Below are 17,524 nucleotides of genomic sequence, written 5' to 3' on the forward strand. Positions count from 1 at the left end.
CCCAATAATGGATCTTTTACAGTGAATGACATGTATATTTCTTCACGCCGGATAACGTCTCACATTGGTGCTATGTCGGCTGTTTATGGTGTTACGGGTGTTTTACCTGCAAATGCGCGAATTCTTGAACTGGGATGCGGGAACGCTCAACTGCTGCTGACTCATGCATTGGCATGGCCTGAAAGTGAATGTGTTGGTATTGATTTGGACGCGCAGACCATTGCCAATGCAGAAGAAAAACGTCAGCAACTGGGTGTGAAAAACGTGTCCCTCTACGCACTGGGGCTTGATTCCCTTGTTAACATCGAGGCGGGAACGTTTGATTACATCATTATCAATGGCATTTTCAGTTTGCTTCCTGAAACGGAACGCGCTGTATTGCTGGCGTTTGCTTCTCGTAGTCTGACGCCAAACGGTATTGTCGCCATGCGCTGGAACAGTTTACCTGGCAGCCGTGACGCAAAATCTATACAGGATGCTATCGCACTGCATACAGCGGATGCTACCGATGATGAGATGACGCTGAATTCAGCGCGCGCCATGATCATCTACCTGGAAATGGCACAGCAGCCAGGGCGAATAATAAATAGTGTACTGAGTTCAGCTGCGGCCAGTAGCGACAACGAGTTTTTGTTGCGTTATCTGCACAATTTTAATGATGCGGTCTATCTGGCTGATTTTAACCAGATGTTGGTTGAGAGCGAGTTTCAGTATGTGGGGGATATTTTTCCGCAAAGTGAATGTGCCTCGTACTACGGTGAAAATGTTAACAAGGTTCACGAAACCATTGTTCCAGGTAAAGGGAAGGTATTGGCGCAGCAATATCTTGATTTCGCTGTTAACCGCGCCGAACGCTTTAGTATCATCGTTCCAGCCAGCCGCAATCTTGCTGTGCGAGATGAACCCGATATTATCAACGTTGAGTCATTACACTGGGCTGGTTGCTTTAAGCGTTTTGTTTCAGAAGATGGCATTGTTGGTAATGCACACCTGAATCGCAGCGGGTATTGCGTCTCTTCCGAAGATACATTGCAGTTGAGCATAATGGACTTGCTGGGCGATGCCTGGCCTCTCAGCGTCTCTTTTGAGCAACTGGTAACGCAAACACTCTTACCCGAAACGCCTGAAAACCATCGTGAGAAGGTTGCTGAGGCGTTGAAATTACTTTTTGTACAAGGCCGCGATGGTCTTTTGTTCAGCTTCGGTCCTTCTGCTTATAACGTAAACACTTCACCGGTGTTGCAACCTATCCCTGGATTGCCTCTTTGCGAAAATGGCGAGGAAGAAGTGTGTGGGTTTAACCTCTGGGGCGAAGCGATTACGCTTTCTGCTGATGAGTGCGAATTCCTTTACGGCGAAAGACTTATCAATGACGCTGACAGTGTTGATATGTTCCTGACTTTACGTGAGAAAGGAGTTCTATACGGAGCCCCTCGCGCGTGGAAGCACGCTTTTCAGTCCTGTTTACTACATGGTGATTCCGACATCCTTCGCCAGCTTTGCATGACCATAATACTGTTCTCAAGTCGTGCGGATATTGGTGGCTTTCTGAATGATAATGTACTGGAAAAGCGCGAAGACGATCCAACCAGAGAGGAACTGGAAAAGATCCGCGTTTTTTTGAAGAAAGCTGACGGGATGTTCCGCGAAGGGCGCAATGAGGATGTCCGGGTTTATATGAAGGAACTCATTGAAACTGAGGGCGACAATGTCCAGTTGCTCAATGGAATTTCTCGTTCATTTTTACTCACGGGCGCATATTACGAAGCGCTGACTTATCTGTCGCGATTGCTGGCTAACCATGCTTCCAATTGGGAATTTTATTACGACCTCGCAAATGCTTTTTCTAAAACACGAGCCCCGTTCTACGCTGGGCGCATTATTCGTGCTTTGCTGCGTAATGATCGGGAAAATGCTCGGGGTTGGGATTTATTGGGCTGCTTATACCGCGATCATAATAACGTTAACGATGCGCTGATTTGTGAGCGCAAAGCCGTCAAACTCGAACCCAGGAATGCCCGTTATCTGACCAACCTCGGTACATTATTAAGTGAAAAGCAGCTTATGGGGGAATCGCTCAAGCACCTCAAAAAAGCTGTCGAAATCTCAGGTAACCATCTTGGCTATTACAGCAACTATCTGTTTGTACTGACGCATGACCCTAAAACTTCGCCACAGGCCATGTACCACGCCCACTTGAAATATGGTGAGGAAGTGGATGCATGGGCGAAGAGTGTCGGCATTAAAACCAGTTATAAAGGTAGCCGTGATCCAGATAGAAAACTGCGGATTGGTTTTGTATCCGGAGATTTTGTGCGCCATCCGGTGAGTCACTTCTTTATTCCATTCTGGGATGCAATGGATCGTGAACGGTTCGATCTTATAGGCTATAACGCCTCACCTGTCCGTGATGATATAACTGATTATCTGGAATCGGGATCATCACTGTGGCGGGATATTGACGACATCAGTGATACCGAACTAGCCGATCAGATTTATAACGACAATATCGATATTCTGATTGACCTGTCCGGCCATACAACCTATTGCCGGCTGCCAATGTTTGGTCTGCGCCCGGCTCCGGTGCAGATGACCTGGATTGGGTACCCTGCCACAACGGGGATGAAAGCTATTGATTATCGAATTGTGCCTGACACTATTCTCAATGTGCCCAAAATGCAGGAACAATTCAGTGAGCACCTTCTGTATGTCCGGATGGAAAAAACTTTTGAGCCCAATGAGCAAAGTCCGGATGTCAGTGAATTGCCAGCAATTAAAAATGGCTATATCACCTTCTGCAGTTTTAACCGCCCTAAAAAAATCAATAATGACGTGCTAAATGTCTGGGCATCGATATTGCTGCGTTTACCCAACGCCAAACTTATGATTGGTTTTATGGACGATCTGGATGTTATCAACTCTATTTCCGAGTTTATGGAGAAGAAAGGCGTCAGTAATTCACAGGTTATTTTCAAAGGGAAAATGACTATGCTGGATTACCTGTCAGCGCATGGCCAGGTCGATATAATGCTTGATGCCTTCCCTTACACTGGGGGTACAACAACCAACAACGCGGCGTGGATGGGTGTGCCAACCTTGACTTTGCGCGGAGAGACTTTAGCAGGTTGTCAGGGACTGGATATAATGTATACCTATGGGCTTGAGAATTTTGTTGCATTTAGCAAAGACGATTATGTCAGTAAAGCAATTCACTGGGCTGCACATATTGATGAATTGAGCAAAATTCGTCGTGATATGCGCAGTAAAATACCCACCAAACAAGGTTCTGGCTTCAATATTGCGGCGACTTTTGAACATGCTTTACGTACAGCGTGGGAAATGTATTGCCGTGGTGAAAAGCCACGTTCATTTGTTGTAGATAAATAAATACGCCATGCGCTGCGAATAATATATTCGTAGCGTTTACCCGGCAAATGGTGTACAGAAGAGGTGCGTCATGAAAGATATTTTTGTTACCAGTCCGTTGCTTCCGCCCCTTGAAGAGTTTGTCCCTTACCTGGAAAAAATATGGGACAATAAATACCTGACAAACGGTGGGCAGTTTCACCAGCAGCTGGAAAAAGCGCTGGCGGAATATCTGGGTGTGAAGCACCTTTGTCTGTTTGCCAATGGTACCCTGGCACTGTTGACTGCAATGCAGGCGCTGCGTATTACCGGAGAGGTGATTACCACTCCGTATTCCTTCGTTGCCACATCACATACGTTGCTTTGGAACGGACTGACCCCGGTTTTTGCCGACATTGATCCGGTGACTTGCAACATCGACCCGACAAAAATAGAGGCGCTGATTACACCAGCCACCACCGCTATTTTACCAGTACATTGCTACGGCATTCCATGCGACGTGGATAAGATTCAGTTCATTGCCGATGGTTGGGGACTGAAAGTTATTTATGATGCGGCACATGCTTTTGGTGTAAAAAAAGACGGTAAGAGTGTGCTCGGCTTTGGCGATCTCTCTATTCTGAGTTTTCATGCGACCAAAGTATTCAATACCTTCGAAGGCGGTGCAATTATTTGCCATGATGCGAAAATGAAGCAGCGCATTGATAATCTGAAAAACTTTGGGTTTATTGACGAAACAACGGTAGTTGCACCGGGTATTAATGCAAAAATGAATGAAGTGCAGGCGGCGTTTGGCCTGTTACAAATGAAGTATATTGATGGTGCGTTGGCGAAGCGTGCGGCGATTTATGAACGTTACTGCGAAGCACTAAAAGATATACCCGGCATCAGCGTATTTACGGCACCGGAAAATGTTGACTGGAACTATTCTTATTACCCGGTAATGGTTGATGAAAACTACCCGGTCAGTCGTGACGATCTTTATAATCTTTTTAAAACAGCGAATATTTACACGCGTCGATATTTTTATCCATTAATCAGCTCTTTCTCAATGTATCGCCATCTTGCTTCTGCAAAAGTTGAGAATTTATCAACGGCAGATGTGGTTTCGAAAAAGATTCTCTGCTTACCTATTTTTCCGGATTTAACTGAGGAAGAGCAGCAACAGGTGATCGATGTTATTCATAAACATGCGCAGCAACCGATGCAAGGTAAGAACGAACGTCACGTTGCCTGATATTTAAGTATTGAAAAAGGCCAGCAAAGTGTCTCTTGGCTGGCTTTTTAATTTTAGATTTTTATTGTGCAATCACTTTTTCAGGCGGGATGGCATACAAAACCATATCGCATGAAAGCCGTGGGTGATGTGCGCGTAACCAGAATTTATAATCGGGATGTATAGATTTTAAAAAACGTGGGATGTTAATTATATCTTCCGGCTTGTGATAAATGCTCAAAGCCAATGTGGGTTTATTCATTCTAATAGTTTTTTTCGCCCCATGTAGAGCAGCCATTTCAGCACCTTCAATGTCCATTTTTAGGAAAGTCACTTTTTCATTTGCAGTAACTTCATCTATTGTCAACAGGCTTACAGCATCACCATCACTATTACATGTAAGGGATGAAGTTTGCTCATTCGAGGAATTGAAATACAATTTGGTCGCCTCATGCCAGACTCCTGCTTGTAAACACACGCATTGCTTTAAATTTGAGGTCGATGCCACTAAATGAGCAAAATTTTTAACATCAGGTTCAAATGCAATAATTTTAGATGGCTCTCCGGCTTGGCTGCTTTTAAGCGCATTGACGAAAGCATCTATGCTGTCACCTGTATATGCACCACAGTCGACGAATACTTCATTTTTGCCTAACTTGATTATCTCTTGTGGGAAATATTGTTGGGGATGATATTCCTGATGAAACCATCCTTCCTGAGCACTGAGTCGTTGATTCAAAAAAGCAGTAAGTGTTCTACGTGATTTGTCATCACCCAAATTTTGGTAAAAATCCTCTAGTATCGGTTCATGCGCATTTAACCATTCAGGAGTGTAAATTTCATCTGCATTAATGCCGATAAACATGCAATCATAAAAAAGTATTTCATTTGCGGTAAAGCGTAACCGGGCAATAAGTTCTTCAGTATAGAACTGTATTGCTACAATGTAATTGTAGCGTTTCCCTTGCGTTTCAAGCTTTTCTAGTGAAGTAACAGGATGGCAGTTAATTTCGCTTCCTGGAAGTAGATGTTCACTGTTGACAGCCACATAGTCGATTGGCATGTTCTGACGTTGCATGAACTCTGCTGTTATACGTGCAATAAAACCAGCGCCAAAAAGCACAATTTCGTCGCCATTTTTAATCATATTCTCGATAGTGTCGATGAAATGATTTTTACTGACTTGTATTGAGTTAAATAATGTTTTCATTTTGCGCTCTGTTTCTGAGTAGAAATATTATCTGCTCGCTTAGGTAATAACTGATATTTTCGCGTCAGCATGGCAATAAGATCATAACCATCCCATTGCAGACTGAAATCAAGCGTACGACCGATCGGTACAATACGATCGATCCCTTTAGGACGTGCTCTGCTAAGCCAGGCAGAGAAGGCATCACTGGAAATACCAAAGCTCGCCAGCGTTTGGCAGCGTTCCCCACAAACTGCATTTATCTCATCAAGGTTGTTTGCAACATATTCCATGAAAAAGCCGCAGTTGCCGCGCAATGCCAGAACAGAGGCGTCCAGAGTGGGTAACTCGACGCGCACAAGCATATTGCTTTCACCTGAAACTTTCTTCACTCCCGGATATTGTGTACTTATGACACAGAGACGGGCGCGTTTTTCAATTGCCATGACAGGCTCCAGCGGATAGCGTTTTTCTGCCAGTATCTGAAAATGCTGCCAGAAAAGTGAGCGTGCCGTATCGGTATCCCGCCCGGTCCATACCACCAGCGAAGGCGATGAGCAGGCATTTTGATCATTGAGCAGGGTATCGTTATAGAAGGCCTGGGCTAACTGCTTTTTTTCTGGATGAATCAGATAGCTATCTGCATCAATAACAGCAATGGAATAACGATCGGAAAAAGCAATATCTAATGCGCGGGCGTGTAGCGGGGAGCGGCGAATCTGCGCAATTGTCTCATCCCCTCCCCAGATTATACGGGTGTCACAACATGCGGAGAGTGCATCGTTAATCGCCTGCTGGCGATCGTAGCGAACCAGGCAAATATAAGAGGCCAGCGAAGGTTCCAGGTGGAGAGTTTCATCAAGTAAGCGGGTAATCACTGACACCTGAGGGTGATCGCGACCCGGCAGGCGCACGATATTGGCATTACCACTCAGTAAGCCCGTAAAAAGTGAGTAAGCGAAGTTGGCCGCGACGTTTCCCGGAGCAATGTGGAATGCCACCCCACGCCCGATGCGGTTAGAGAGATCACCATTGTTTGCACGCATTTTTTCAATCGATGCCCGGCGGCACCAGAAACCAAGGCTGATGACGTCAGGCCAGCTTTTGGCTTCGCCATCATGCATGACCCGTCGTGAGAACGCGTCCAAAAATGCAATCACTGGATCGGAGAAAGGGGGCAGTGGTGGAAGTTCTTTCATCAATGTCAGGGCAGACAATTCGCCCAGCACCACATTCAATCCATCAAAATTGTACGGCATAGGTATCGCTACATCCCCGTAGTTCAGCTTTCTTCAGGCGGCCTAAGATCTTGAAATATTTTCCTTTACGTCCACATGGACAATCATCTTCACCAAGGAGTATCCCCTCATCTTCGGTAAGAAGTGAATGACCGGGGTAAGATTCGGGCAGGAGTGAAAGTACCTGGATAATTCCGCTGGTGCCCACCGGCGCACTGGAGAAATCATGTGGTTGGCGAATAATTACATCGGAGAAAATACTCGTATGCAGATGTCCTTGTTCGCACTGCATATAAATGCATCCTGTCTGTTCTACCATGCCATAATAATCGTGCACGGCTGGTAGCCCACAGACGCTTTTCAGACGGGCAGCAAAATCCTCAGGTGAAACTGCTTCGCTTTGTAATTTTTTCCAGCCACCACCATGGATGAGCAACGCATTGGTGAGATCCAGGGTTTTGCCGCTGGCTGCCAGCGCTTTATAGAAATGCTGCCAGACCATAAAAGTAAAGCCGAACAGTAAAATACGTTTACCCGCATGCCTGGACAAAAATGCCTCGATGGCATCGAAATCAAGATTCATCGCCTCGTCCAATGCCCACGTCCTGTCTGAACCAAACAGTGAAAACCCCAGAATGCCAGCCCCTCGGGCGGAAAACTGCAGCCTGTCTTTCAGCACGCCAGGGGTATCCAGAATCAGTAGTGGGAGTCGCCCTGCGCCGGTAAATTGACTGACGATTTTAACCAGTGTTTTTTGCTGATATGCCGCGGTTGTTTTATCGAGAAAAATGCGTGATACCTGTTGGCCGGTGGTACCGGATGAGGTCATGGTCTTTACCACAGCCTCGTCTGGTATGCTTTTTAGCGTCAACGTCTTAAAAAGTGAAACAGGCAGAAAGGGAAAGTCTTCAATATTATTAATTGAATCGGGAATAATCGATTGCGCATCAAGCATGCGGTGATAAGGCTCACACTGGGCGTAGTGTAACGCCGTCAGTGCGCGTAAACGATCAAGTAAGAGCGCCCTTTTTTCTTCACGCGCCAGTGAGTAAGGCTCTATCGAGAGGATATCCTCAAACGGAAGGGACATAATTTTTTAGCCTGTGATAGAGCGTTTTTCCTGCGGCGTTGACAGGAATGGCATCCAATACAATGATACGAAATGCGGATGCGTGAAGCTTACTTAAGTTGGCCGCGTAGTGTTTCACTGTATCGGCGAGTGAGGCATCCGTAAGGAAGATACACAAAAGATCATCGCGGCCATCGCAAGCGCATGTGATACCTGGGAACGCATTTTTTAGCAGCGATTCCATCTCATCCATGCCCACGCGGTTACCAAAAATCTTGAGAAAGCGTTTTTTACGTCCAATGATGCTGTAAAAACCATCGGCATCACAGGTTGCAATATCGCCTGTGTGTAATGTTCCGGCAAACTGATCGCCAAGCGTTAAATCTTCCCCTTTCTCTGCGTAACCGAGCGCAACATTTGCACCGCGATACACCAGCTCTCCGGCAACACCAGGCGTTGTTATAGGTTTGTCGTCACTGTCGAGCAGCATAAATTCACCGCCCGGGATCGGTTTGCCAATGGAGCCATAACGGGTAGATGCATCCTGTGGCGCAAGCCATGCCATACGCGAGGTCGCTTCTGCTGCTCCGTACATCACGATGAACTGCTTACCAGACTGCTCTGCATATTCGGTAAATTCTTGCTGTAATGCCGCCGACAATTTGCCTCCAGCCTGGGTCAGTGTGCGTAAGTCTGGTAAATCCATACGCATAAACCGCAGTTTTTTCAATATCTCATAGGTGTAAGGCACGCCTGCAAAGGAACTGGCGCGTTCTTCACGTACAAAATTCCACAGCTCGCGTTGCATGACACTTTTTCCTGTAAGAAGAAGGGTTGCACCGACGCTGAGATGACTGTTAATAATCGACAGCCCGTAAACATAGTTTATCGGCAGACTAACCAGCCCGCGTTCTTCCGCAGTCAGCCCCAGGTACTGCGCAATGCTCGCTGCGTTGCTTTCGAGATTCTGTTTACTTAAACGCACCAGTTTCGGACTACCAGTAGATCCGGATGTCGTCATCAGAAGCGCCAGAGAATCATGTAAAGGCCACCGCGGTAATCCAGTGTTCAGCAATTGGTAACAGTCGTCTATTGGGCGCCAGAGCCATGAAGGTTTATAGGTCTGGATGAGGTGTTCAATTAGCGTGGCGTCCAGATTATCATCAAGTAAAAGTGCAACGGCATCCTTTTGCAGGCAGGCCAGGTAACCAACAACTGTTTCTACCTGGTTACGACAAAATATAAAAACCAACGTCCTTGAAGGGAGCATTTCTGCGAGGGATTGCACCCGTTGCGCCAGTTCACCATAGCTGAGCGTCATGCCACGATCGTCGATAAGCGCCGTTCGTGATGCAGGTTGGGATAAATCATAAAATTTGGACATCACAGTGTACTCATGATGCGCGCGGTAACCTGCTCAGCAGTCAAACCGCTTTGTTCAAGCATCCAGGCGTAATCACCCGAGTGCGGATAGCCCTGCGGAATGCCCAGACGCAGTTGGCGAGGACTGTTTTCCGTTCCTGCCAGATATTCAGCGATGGCGCTGCCAAGCCCGCCAATAACGCTGTGCTCTTCGAGCGTAACCAGCAGCTTTTTATCAAGATGTTGTCCGAGTGAGGCTTCATCCAGCGGTTTAATGGTATGCATATCAATCACGGCAGCATTAATGCCGTGATCGCTGAGCAAGTCAGCGGTAACCAGTGCCGTATGCACCATACTTCCGGTCGCGACAATAGCGATATCAGTACCTTCACGCAGGGAAATGGCTTTGCCCGGTATGAGCTCAAAATCTTCTTTATAGACGATAGGTGCCCGCATTCCGCCCGTCAGACGCAGATAAACTGGACCATTATGAGCCAGCGCAGCCTGCGTCATTTTCACCGTAGCGGTACAATCCGCGGGTGAGAAGATGGTGATATTCGAAACTGAGCGTAGCAGGGCGAGATCTTCGATACCGTGGTGTGTCGCACCAAACATACCGGTAGCAAGTCCGGAGGCAAGGCCAACAAGTTTAACATTTTCCTGCATGTAACCCAGATTTAGTCGCACCTGTTCAGCGGCACGAAGCGTAAGAAAATTCGGGAATGAGGTCACGAATGGGATGAAACCGCTTGCAGCAAGCCCTGCAGCGGCACCGACCATGTTTTGTTCTGCAATACCCGCATTAATGAAGCGGTTAGGGAAAGTTGTGCTGAAACGGTCTAATCCTGAGGATTTGCAAAGGTCACCCGATAAGGCGACAATACTTTCGTTTTCTTGTGCCAATTCCAGCAGTGCCATCCCAAAAGTGCCACGCGAACCCAGCATGGCCCAGGAGCGGATTGTCGCGGGTTTAAATGCGATCATTGCACGCCTCCGTTAAGCTCATTCAGCGCATCTTCAAGTTGCTGAGCAGAAACGCGATTACGATGAAACTCTTTATTGTTTTCCATAAACGAAACGCCTTTACCTTTGATGGTATTGGCGATAATCACTTTGGGTTTACCATGGTGGGGGGCGTCAAAAGCCGACAGCAAGGCATCAATGTCATGGCCATCGCAAACAAGGGTTTCCCAGTGGCACGCCCTCCATAACGCTTCCAGATCCATCCGCAACACATCCTGGGTGAATCCATCGGATTGCAGTCCGTTGCGGTCAACAATTAATGTCAAATTATCCAACTGTTGATGTGCGGCTAAAAATGCACTTTCCCAGATAGCTCCTTCGTTACATTCGCCGTCACCGACGAGTGCATAGGTGTGCCAGCTTTCACCTCTCAGCCGACGTCCCATTGCCAGTCCGGAGGCGAAAGAGAGTCCCTGAGCCAGACTGCCACCCGAAAAATCAATCCCGTATTCCGGATGTTTTGTCGGATGCACCTGCAAAACGTCACCGTTGATTTCAAAACGGTTTAGCTGTTCTTCACTGATAATGCCGTACTCACAGAGCGTTGCGTAAAGCCCTAATGCTGCGTGGCCTTTACTTAAAATGAACACGTCGCGCTGGCGGTCAGTGATCGCTTGCGGGTTGTAGCGCATCACGCGACCAAACAAAACGCTTAGCACATCAACCATCGACAGGGCCGGCGAGACATGAACACCATCACTTGGTGCATGATGCGCTACGCTCAGAATACGCCTGCGAATTCGTTGCGCCGATTCACTCAAACTCTGTGAGTTTTGCTTCATTTTAAACCACCATCCACACGGATTGTCTGACCAGTTATATAGCTGGAAAGGTCGCTGGCGAGGAACAGCGCCGCCTGAGCTATTTCCGAAGGCTCACCCGCCCGGCGCAGATCAGCACCTTTTTTTGCCTCTTCTACGACTTGAGCTGGCATCGTCAATAGCATTTCAGTGTCAGTAATGCCCGGCGCAATACAATTCGCACGAATACCTTTCTCACCAAGTTCAGCAGCTATGGATTTAGTCATCGCAATCAATGCGGCTTTGGATGCGCCATAGGCTGATTTGCCTGGATTTCCATCTTCACCGGCTGTAGAGGCAATGTTGATAATGCTGCCGCGTTGGTTGCGGGTCATCAGCTTGGCAACATATTGTGAGAACAGATAAACCGAGAAGAAATTGACTTCGAACTGAGCGCGTAACTGTGCTTCACTTGTCATCTGGAACAAACTGTTGAGCGTGATACCGGCGTTATTAACTACTGCATCCAGTGGGCGTTTTTCACTCATCACGCGTTTTACGGCTAGCTTCATGGCATCGTAGTCGGTCATTTCAAAGCACAGTGGCCAGATTTCGACATCATAGCGTAGTGCTACCTCTGCCATATCGCTGACAAAAGACTCATCAGCCTCACGTGCATGCGCATAAATATTGGCACCGTTCGCAGCAAAGATCTCAACCATGGCTCGGCCCATCCCACGCCGGCAGCCAGTTATCAGAACGTTTTTTCCTTGCATCAACATAGTCTTTACCTTAACCCATACCGCCATCAATGCGGATAACTTGTCCTGTGACGTAGCTGGAGGCATCAGATGCGAGCCACATCAGCGCGTTAGCAACTTCTTCTGGTTGACCCGGACGTTTCAGTTCACAGCGTAACATTTGACGTGCCATCACCTCTTCCGGAAGAGAGGCTGTCATTGCCGTACTGATGACGCCCGGTGCGATGGCATTGACGCGTACACCCTGAGGTCCAAGCTCGGCGGACATTGTTTTCGTTGCTGCTATCCATGCCGCTTTTGCACTGGCATAGGCGAGCTGTCCCGGGTTGCCATCCAGGGCCGAGATGCTGGAAATATTGATGATGCTGCCTTTTTTCTGGCGTAACATTAACCGCGCAATATATTGCGTAAAGGCAATCTGCGAAAAGAAATTGATCGTGAAGGTCTTTTGCAACTGTTCAAGGGTCACCATCTGGAAATTGGCATCAAAATTGGCCCCTGCGATGTTCACAAGAATATCAACGGGTCTTTTGCTTTTCTGGATGGACATTGCCGCCTGTTTAATGGCATCGCTATCCGTCAGATCAAAATAAACCGGGATAATATCAACCTGGTATTTCGCGCTCAGTTGCCCAACGAATGCCGTAAATTCGGGATCTTCCGCCTGGCAACAAGCAAACACATTGGCGCCTGCTTTGGCGAAGGTTTCCAGCGTCGCTTTACCAATGCCTTGCAGACAACCGGTGATGACAGCCGTTTTCGCTTTCAGCAACATAAGTTAGTCCTGGAATTCCACGTCGTATTTTTTCAAGATCTCTTTACCTTTTTCCCAGGAGGCAAATTCGATGATGTCATCAGTGTCCATCATTATGTCGAATGCATCTTCCAGAGAGGCGATCATGGTCATATGGCCAACGGAATCCCAGGATGGTGTGTCCTGATATTTGTAGCCAGGGAGAGTTTCCTCAGCAACTTCAAAGGTTTCAACGAAAATACGGTTATAGGTTTCCAGGTTTGACATCTTTTTCTCCAGAGTAGCTTGGAAATTAGGTTAAATTCATTCAGCCCACATGCGGGCGGCGTAGTGCATGATGTTTCGTGAGCACAGCGGCTTAACGAAATACTTTCTTTTCATCATTTTTGCGGATGGCGCGTGCAGGATTGCCCATCGCGATCACACCGGAAGCGATATCATTAAAGACTGCAGAGCCCATGCTGATAATGGTTTCAGCGCCAATAGTGCTGGTTTCACGCACAACGGCATTCATACCAATAAACGTCAGATCGCCAACAATACAATGGCCTGCAAGATTGGCATATGAGGAAATTACGCAATGATTACCGATACAACAATCGTGGCCAAGACTCGCATTGGGCTGTAAATGGACATTGTCTCCGATAACTGTATCGCAAGAAATGAAAGCGCCATAACATATGACCGAACCCATACCGATTGTTGTATCACTGCTAATATAGGCGTCGGGATGGATCAGCGTGGCGAGGTTAAAGCCTGCGTCTTTAGCTTTCTCCGCAAGGTACTTTCGTAAACTGGGTTCACCCACCGCAACCACAACTTCGTACTCTTGTGGTGAGATAAGCGCAAGCGATAAAATGTCGTGGCTTTTTAATTGCCTGTTGGCGTTGATGTCATCAATAAAACAAAGACTTGACCAGCGCGATTGCAACTTATTGATTTGCATCGCAAGCTCGAGAACCTCTCTGCCGAGCCCACCAGCCCCGTAGATTGCTAGTTTCATCGTATCCTCTAATTTAGCCGCAGTCTCTCAGTATTGGTATCTATGCGCAGAAGTTATCATCGCATTCTCGCTTGACGCTCGAGAAAAGAGGAGAGAATTGTCATTAATACTCTAATCTAAACGACAGACATGTATTTCCAGTTAGTAAATAACCATCATTTTATCTCGCTAATTAGCGGATAGAATAAATTCACTGTTAATGCTTTGTAAAATCAAAGGATAACGAGCTGTTTATGTAATGAAATCGGTGACATCAGACAAAACCTTTTATCATAATGCGTTAAAAATGAGCACAATTTCCGATGTCACAGTTGCGTCGTTATAGAGATCGTCATGAATTCTTTACAAAATTCATTTTCGACGATGTGTATTTTTTTATTAATGCAAATAACCCCCCATTTCACCCACTATTCATCCGATTAAAAGTGCTACAGAATCGGATAATCATGCCGATAACTCAAACTAACGCAGGGCTGTTTATCGTGAATTCACTCTATACCGCTGAAGGTGTAATGGATAAACACTCGCTGTGGCAGCGTTATGTACCTCTGGTGCGTCACGAAGCATTGCGCCTGCAGGTGCGTTTGCCGGCGAGTGTGGAACTGGACGATCTGCTACAGGCGGGCGGGATCGGGTTACTGAATGCAGTGGACCGATACGACGCTCTGCAAGGAACGGCATTTACCACTTACGCAGTGCAGCGCATTCGTGGGGCTATGCTGGATGAATTGCGCAGCCGTGATTGGGTACCGCGCAGTGTCCGGCGTAACGCTCGCGAAGTAGCACAGGCTATGGGGCAACTTGAGCAAGAGCTGGGACGTAATGCGACCGAAACAGAAGTTGCACAACGCCTCGGTGTTCCGGTTGAAGAATACCGTCAGATGTTGCTTGATACCAATAATAGCCAGCTTTTCTCCTATGACGAATGGCGAGAAGAGCATGGTGACAGTATCGAAGTGGTGACTGACGATCATCAACAGGAAAACCCGTTATTCCAGTTAATGGAAAGTAATTTGCGTCACCGTGTAATGGAAGCCATTGAATCCTTACCGGAGCGCGAACAACTGGTTCTGACGCTTTATTATCAGGAAGAGCTTAATCTCAAAGAGATTGGCGCTGTTCTTGACGTCGGAGAGTCTCGGGTTAGCCAATTGCATAGTCAGGCTATTAAGCGCTTACGTACAAAGCTGGGTAAGTTATAGGTTGGTGAGACTGTCTGTACTGGATCGCCCCTGAAAAATGCCGCACAACGCATTGACAACCAGGAGTTATCATGACGGTGCAGCAACCTAAAAGACGGCCACTAAGCCGCTATTTAAAAGACTTTAAACACAGCCAAACGCATTGCGCACATTGTCACAAATTACTCGACCGCATCACCCTGGTGCGTCGAGGCGAAATTGTGAACAAAATTGCAATCTCACGCCTGGATATGCTTCTGGATGAGGCAGCCTGGCAGCAGGAACAAAAAGAATGGGTGGCACTCTGCCGATTCTGCGGGGACCTGCATTGCAAAGAGCAAAGTGATTTCTTCGATATCATTGGATTTAAACAATTCCTGTTCGATCACACTGAAATGAGCCATGGCACGGTGCGTGAATACGTCGTTCGTCTTCGCCGCCTCGGAAATCATTTGAGTGAGCTTAATATCTCCCGTGATCTTCTTGACGAAGGGTACCCTGATGAGAATCTGGAACCCTGGTTACCTACCACCAGTACCAATAATTACCGTATCGCGCTGCGTAAGTACGCACAATTTAAAGCACAATCACGCTTTAACGTTGTGCAAAAGATCGCTGTCGGTGCTCGATCTGATATATATTAAAAATGAATAAAATGTGACGCACAGGTGCCTGAAAATGATTCAGGTACCGTGCGTTACGCTCTTCATTTTCTGGTCGGAGTCACTATGAAACTTGCACTTTTGGGTCGTCAGGCGCTGATGGGGGTTATGGCTGTCGCGCTGGTTGCGGGGATGAGCGTCAAAACGTTCGCCGCTGAAAATCTACTGAATAAAGTTAAAGAGCGTGGCACCTTGCTGGTTGGACTGGAAGGCACTTATCCGCCGTTCAGTTTCCAGGGGGATGATGGCAAGCTTACCGGGTTTGAAGTGGAGTTTGCCGATGCGCTGGCGAAACATTTGGGCGTGAAAGCGGACCTGAAACCCACCAAGTGGGATGGCATGCTGGCGTCGCTGGATTCAAAACGTATTGATGTGGTGATTAACCAGGTCACCATCTCTGACGAACGTAAGAAAAAATATGATTTCTCCACCCCCTACACCGTCTCCGGGATTCAGGCGCTGGTGAAAAAAGGCAATGAAGGAAGCATCAAATCAGCAGCCGATCTGAAAGGCAAAAAAGTGGGTGTGGGTCTGGGTACTAACTATGAAGAGTGGCTGCGTGCCAACGTGCAGGGCGTGGATATCCGCACCTACGATGATGACCCGACCAAATACCAGGATCTGCGTGTAGGCCGCATTGACGCCATTCTGGTGGACCGCCTGGCCGCCCTCGATTTGGTGAAAAAAACCAACAATACGCTGGCCGTTGCGGGTGATGCTTTCTCTCGTCAGGAATCCGGTATCGCATTGCGCAAAGGTAACGAAGACTTGCTGAAAGCCATTGATGCGGCGATTGCCGACATGCAGAAAGACGGCACGCTGAAAGCGCTATCGGAAAAATGGTTCGGCGCTGATGTAACGAAGTAATCTCTCCGTAAGAAAAAGGCGCTACCTTCAGCGCCTTTTTTATTTACGCGCGGTATACGTGCATAATAAAAGCCATTCCTATCTCGCTACCGGAGGATCGATGTCCTTGCAAAATCTCACCCGTTTTCCCCGCCTGGAATTTATCGGCGCGCCGACGCCGCTTGAATACCTGCCGCGCTTTTCTGATTTCGTCGGTCGTGACATCTTTATTAAGCGCGATGATGTTACCCCCATGGCGATGGGGGGGAACAAGCTGCGTAAGCTGGAGTTTCTCGCCGCAGACGCGCTACGCGAAGGGGCCGACACACTGATTACCGCAGGGGCTATTCAGTCTAACCACGTGCGCCAGACGGCGGCGGTGGCGGCAAAGTTGGGGCTGCACTGCGTGGCGCTGTTGGAAAATCCTATTGGCACGACCGCGGAAAACTATCTGACCAACGGTAACCGCCTGTTGCTGGACCTGTTTAATACGCAAATCGAAATGTGCGACGCGCTGACCGATCCCAAACGCCAACTGGATGAGCTGGCAACACGTATTGAAGCGCAGGGTTTTCGCCCTTACGTGATTCCGGTTGGCGGCTCAAACGCGCTGGGGGCGCTGGGTTATGTCGAAAGTGCGTTAGAAATTGCCCAACAGTGTGAAGGTGCCGTGGGGCTCTCTTCGGTCGTGGTGGCGTCGGGCAGCGCCGGAACGCATGCCGGGCTGGCGATTGGTCTGGAACAACTGCTCCCGGATGTCGAGTTAATCGGCGTGACGGTATCGCGCAGTGTGGCTGACCAAAAACCCAAAGTAGTGACCCTGCAACAGGAGATCGCGCAACTGCTGGAGGTGAAGGCCAGCGCAGAGATTACCCTCTGGGATGACTATTTTGCGCCGGGATACGGTCAGCCGAATGATGAAGGCATGGAGGCGGTTAAACTGCTTGCGCGCCTGGAAGGTATTCTTCTCGATCCTGTCTATACCGGCAAGGCGATGGCAGGGCTGCTTGATGGGATTGAGCAAAAGCGTTTTAAAGATGACGGCCCGATTTTGTTTGTCCACACCGGTGGCGCTCCGGCGCTGTTTGCCTATCACCCACATGTTTAATTGCCG

General features: G+C 47.8%; 16 protein-coding genes. 6 read left to right on the top strand and 10 right to left on the bottom strand.

The genetic code is table 11. The annotated features are described in order from the left end of the window. Positions 1-30 precede the first annotated feature (30 nt). Both C5523_RS09955 and C5523_RS09960 read left to right on the top strand, forming a co-directional pair. Complete coding sequence (locus tag C5523_RS09955) at positions 31-3,387, top strand: methyltransferase domain-containing protein (RefSeq protein ID WP_108701039.1); 3,357 nt, start codon at positions 31-33, stop codon at positions 3,385-3,387. A 70-nt stretch (positions 3,388-3,457) separates the two neighbouring features. Then, entirely contained in the window at positions 3,458-4,603 is a 1,146-nt protein-coding gene (locus C5523_RS09960) for a DegT/DnrJ/EryC1/StrS aminotransferase family protein (RefSeq protein ID WP_108701040.1), read from the top strand. Between the two features lie 61 nt (positions 4,604-4,664). Here C5523_RS09960 and C5523_RS09965 read toward each other — a convergent pair whose 3' ends face one another. The 10 genes from C5523_RS09965 to C5523_RS10010 form a co-directional block, all read right to left on the bottom strand. Further along, positions 4,665-5,792 (bottom strand): FkbM family methyltransferase, encoded by a 1,128-nt coding sequence (locus C5523_RS09965; protein WP_108701041.1) that lies wholly within the window; start codon positions 5,790-5,792, stop codon positions 4,665-4,667. Further along, on the bottom strand, positions 5,789-7,030 hold the full coding sequence (locus C5523_RS09970; RefSeq protein WP_108701042.1) for an acyl-CoA reductase: 1,242 nt from the start codon (positions 7,028-7,030) through the stop codon (positions 5,789-5,791). Before C5523_RS09970 ends, C5523_RS09965 begins: the two co-directional genes overlap by 4 nt. After that, positions 7,014-8,099, bottom strand: coding sequence for an acyl-protein synthetase (locus C5523_RS09975; protein ID WP_108701043.1), 1,086 nt, complete (start codon positions 8,097-8,099; stop codon positions 7,014-7,016). Before C5523_RS09975 ends, C5523_RS09970 begins: the two co-directional genes overlap by 17 nt. Beyond that, positions 8,083-9,462 carry an AMP-binding protein gene (locus C5523_RS09980; protein WP_108701044.1) on the bottom strand — a complete coding sequence of 460 codons (1,380 nt, stop codon included), beginning with the start codon at positions 9,460-9,462 and terminating at the stop codon, positions 8,083-8,085. Before C5523_RS09980 ends, C5523_RS09975 begins: the two co-directional genes overlap by 17 nt. Continuing rightward, the gene (locus C5523_RS09985; RefSeq protein ID WP_108701045.1) at positions 9,462-10,424 is read right to left on the bottom strand and encodes a transketolase family protein; all 963 of its coding nucleotides are present in this window, start codon (positions 10,422-10,424) and stop codon (positions 9,462-9,464) included. Before C5523_RS09985 ends, C5523_RS09980 begins: the two co-directional genes overlap by 1 nt. After that, positions 10,421-11,245 carry a transketolase gene (locus tag C5523_RS09990; RefSeq protein ID WP_108701046.1) on the bottom strand — a complete coding sequence of 275 codons (825 nt, stop codon included), beginning with the start codon at positions 11,243-11,245 and terminating at the stop codon, positions 10,421-10,423. Before C5523_RS09990 ends, C5523_RS09985 begins: the two co-directional genes overlap by 4 nt. Then, positions 11,242-11,985, bottom strand: a complete 744-nt coding sequence (locus tag C5523_RS09995) for an SDR family NAD(P)-dependent oxidoreductase (protein WP_108701047.1) — start codon at positions 11,983-11,985, stop codon at positions 11,242-11,244. The genes C5523_RS09990 and C5523_RS09995 overlap by 4 nt, the downstream gene beginning before the upstream one ends. A 10-nt stretch (positions 11,986-11,995) precedes the next feature. Then, positions 11,996-12,739 (bottom strand): SDR family NAD(P)-dependent oxidoreductase, encoded by a 744-nt coding sequence (locus C5523_RS10000; RefSeq protein WP_108701048.1) that lies wholly within the window; start codon positions 12,737-12,739, stop codon positions 11,996-11,998. A 3-nt stretch (positions 12,740-12,742) separates the two neighbouring features. Beyond that, positions 12,743-12,985, bottom strand: coding sequence for an acyl carrier protein (locus tag C5523_RS10005; protein ID WP_108701049.1), 243 nt, complete (start codon positions 12,983-12,985; stop codon positions 12,743-12,745). Between the two features lie 91 nt (positions 12,986-13,076). Continuing rightward, on the bottom strand, positions 13,077-13,721 hold the full coding sequence (locus C5523_RS10010) for an acetyltransferase (RefSeq protein WP_108701050.1): 645 nt from the start codon (positions 13,719-13,721) through the stop codon (positions 13,077-13,079). 482 nt (positions 13,722-14,203) lie between these two features. Here C5523_RS10010 and C5523_RS10015 point away from each other — a divergent pair, with 482 nt between their 5' ends. From C5523_RS10015 to dcyD, 4 genes are all read left to right on the top strand, one after another. Beyond that, positions 14,204-14,923: an RNA polymerase sigma factor FliA gene (locus C5523_RS10015; protein WP_041852034.1), complete on the top strand. Its 720-nt coding sequence runs from the start codon at positions 14,204-14,206 to the stop codon at positions 14,921-14,923. Between the two features lie 71 nt (positions 14,924-14,994). Continuing rightward, entirely contained in the window at positions 14,995-15,546 is a 552-nt protein-coding gene (gene fliZ / locus C5523_RS10020; RefSeq protein ID WP_041851809.1) for a flagella biosynthesis regulatory protein FliZ, read from the top strand. A gap of 84 nt (positions 15,547-15,630) precedes the next feature. Further along, positions 15,631-16,431 carry a cystine ABC transporter substrate-binding protein gene (gene tcyJ / locus C5523_RS10025; RefSeq protein WP_041851808.1) on the top strand — a complete coding sequence of 267 codons (801 nt, stop codon included), beginning with the start codon at positions 15,631-15,633 and terminating at the stop codon, positions 16,429-16,431. A gap of 100 nt (positions 16,432-16,531) precedes the next feature. After that, positions 16,532-17,518, top strand: coding sequence for a D-cysteine desulfhydrase (gene dcyD, locus C5523_RS10030; protein WP_071196380.1), 987 nt, complete (start codon positions 16,532-16,534; stop codon positions 17,516-17,518). Positions 17,519-17,524: the final 6 nt, after the last annotated feature.

The organism is Phytobacter sp. SCO41, assembly GCF_003073275.1.
In the GTDB taxonomy this organism is placed as follows: Bacteria; Pseudomonadota; Gammaproteobacteria; order Enterobacterales; family Enterobacteriaceae; genus Phytobacter; species Phytobacter diazotrophicus.

Coding starts and splice junctions, on each gene's coding strand:
- C5523_RS09955 (WP_108701039.1), top strand. CDS start 31: ATGTATATTTCTTCACGCCGGATAACGTCTCACATTGGTGCTATGTCG.
- C5523_RS09960 (WP_108701040.1), top strand. CDS start 3,458: ATGAAAGATATTTTTGTTACCAGTCCGTTGCTTCCGCCCCTTGAAGAG.
- C5523_RS09965 (WP_108701041.1), bottom strand. CDS start 5,792: ATGAAAACATTATTTAACTCAATACAAGTCAGTAAAAATCATTTCATC.
- C5523_RS09970 (WP_108701042.1), bottom strand. CDS start 7,030: ATGCCGTACAATTTTGATGGATTGAATGTGGTGCTGGGCGAATTGTCT.
- C5523_RS09975 (WP_108701043.1), bottom strand. CDS start 8,099: ATGTCCCTTCCGTTTGAGGATATCCTCTCGATAGAGCCTTACTCACTG.
- C5523_RS09980 (WP_108701044.1), bottom strand. CDS start 9,462: ATGTCCAAATTTTATGATTTATCCCAACCTGCATCACGAACGGCGCTT.
- C5523_RS09985 (WP_108701045.1), bottom strand. CDS start 10,424: ATGATCGCATTTAAACCCGCGACAATCCGCTCCTGGGCCATGCTGGGT.
- C5523_RS09990 (WP_108701046.1), bottom strand. CDS start 11,245: ATGAAGCAAAACTCACAGAGTTTGAGTGAATCGGCGCAACGAATTCGC.
- C5523_RS09995 (WP_108701047.1), bottom strand. CDS start 11,985: ATGTTGATGCAAGGAAAAAACGTTCTGATAACTGGCTGCCGGCGTGGG.
- C5523_RS10000 (WP_108701048.1), bottom strand. CDS start 12,739: ATGTTGCTGAAAGCGAAAACGGCTGTCATCACCGGTTGTCTGCAAGGC.
- C5523_RS10005 (WP_108701049.1), bottom strand. CDS start 12,985: ATGTCAAACCTGGAAACCTATAACCGTATTTTCGTTGAAACCTTTGAA.
- C5523_RS10010 (WP_108701050.1), bottom strand. CDS start 13,721: ATGAAACTAGCAATCTACGGGGCTGGTGGGCTCGGCAGAGAGGTTCTC.
- fliZ (WP_041851809.1), top strand. CDS start 14,995: ATGACGGTGCAGCAACCTAAAAGACGGCCACTAAGCCGCTATTTAAAA.
- tcyJ (WP_041851808.1), top strand. CDS start 15,631: ATGAAACTTGCACTTTTGGGTCGTCAGGCGCTGATGGGGGTTATGGCT.
- dcyD (WP_071196380.1), top strand. CDS start 16,532: ATGTCCTTGCAAAATCTCACCCGTTTTCCCCGCCTGGAATTTATCGGC.